This is a genomic window from Mycobacterium kyogaense, from assembly GCF_003254575.1.
Classification (GTDB): domain Bacteria; phylum Actinomycetota; class Actinomycetes; order Mycobacteriales; family Mycobacteriaceae; genus Mycobacterium; species Mycobacterium kyogaense.
Map to the genome: position 1 here is coordinate 1 of NZ_QJUA01000098.1, position 1,493 is coordinate 1,493.

General features: G+C 66.8%; 1 protein-coding gene. It reads right to left on the reverse strand.

Annotated features, from left to right (window positions below):
• Positions 1 to 307 precede the first annotated feature (307 nt).
• Positions 308 to 1,387, reverse strand: coding sequence for an IS110 family RNA-guided transposase (locus DMB80_RS27725; protein ID WP_205538989.1), 1,080 nt, complete (start codon positions 1,385 to 1,387; stop codon positions 308 to 310).
• Positions 1,388 to 1,493: the final 106 nt, after the last annotated feature.

Here is a 1,493-nt window from a genome sequence, read left to right on the forward strand (position 1 = left end):
CTGATATGGGGAGTGGTTTGTCAAGTGGGCAGGGTGAAGCGGCGGCCTCAACCGTCGTTGCGGCCGCCGCTTCCTCGGTCAGTGCTGGTCTCGGATGCCGGGACTGGCGCGCGTGTCGTAGCGACGGCTTGTCAGTCTGAAATGCGCGGATTGGCTACCGCAGGACGGTGTTTCGAGTGGCGATGGACCGCTGTCTATTCACGAGCGTGGCCCGTTGGGGTTGCTCATAGCATTCACGCGGATCATCGTCAGCGTGCCCACCAGAACCGGTGACGAGGTCAGCAACTGAACGTTGTGGGGAGCGCCGCTACTCCTGCAGGACGGCCAGTGACCAGCACCAGCCAGCCAACTCGCGGGCAATGGCCGCGTTGGCCACCGCGGGGCGTTTGGCGCGGGCGTCGAACCCGCACCACCGGGTGTGGAGGCGATGGTTGGCCTGCTGGCCCCGTCGGCGGGCGGCCGGGCTGGCAGCCTGCCAGCGTCGCCGTAGCTCGACACCAGGACGGTAAGGGCGGCGGTGGTGCCAGGCGGCTTCGATCAGCAAGCGGCGGGCGTGAGCGTTGCCGGTTCGGGTGATCGAGCCCTGCACCCGCGAGGCGCCGGAGGAGTACTCGGTGGGCACCAACCCCAGGTAGGCCCCGATAGAACGGCCGGTCAACCGGGACCAGTCCCCGATCTCGACAGCCAACCCGAACGCGGTCAACGTCGAGACTCCGCGCAGACAGCCCAGCCGGCGCACCACCGCGGTGAACTCGCTGTCGACGGCCATCGCCGCGATCGCTGCGTCCAGGCGGTCACGGCGGTCGATGCAGGACAGCATGGCCTCCACCGCGGTGTCATAAGCGGCCTGGGCAGGGGCGGGGAAGTGCTGCCGGGATAGCCACGCCAGGTGGGTGAGCGTCCAGGCCGGCCCGCCGGAGTAGACGATGTTGTGACGCAGCAGCAGCGCCGCAACGCGGTGGCGGGCCCGCATCAGATCAGCCCGACAGTCTTCTCGAGCCCGCACCAGATCCCGGGCCGCTTCGCGTTCGACACTGGGAACACAGACCGCGGTGATCTCACCCAGGTGCAACAACCGGGCCAGATGCGCGGCATCACGGGCATCGGTTTTTACCCGATCACCGCTCGGGCGCACCAACTTCGACGGCGCAGCCACCAGACACTGCACCCGGTTCTCCAGCAGCGATCGCGCCAACCCGAATCCGGTCGGGCCCGCTTCGTAGGTCACCGCGACCGGACCGGGTAACCCGTTAACCCAGTCCAGGATCTCGCGATGGTCGGTACTCAACCGGCGCGAAAACACCTCACCGGTCTCACCGTCTAACCCACACCCGAATACCGAACGCGCATGCACATCCAAACCAACACTCGTACGCTGAATCTTCACTGGGGCCTCCCACAGTTGTGGCTCTACCGGCCAGGACCCAATTCCTGACGGCAACCCACGTTCACATGTGGTGAGGCCCCAGCCTCCCCATACCGTCTATTCCGCG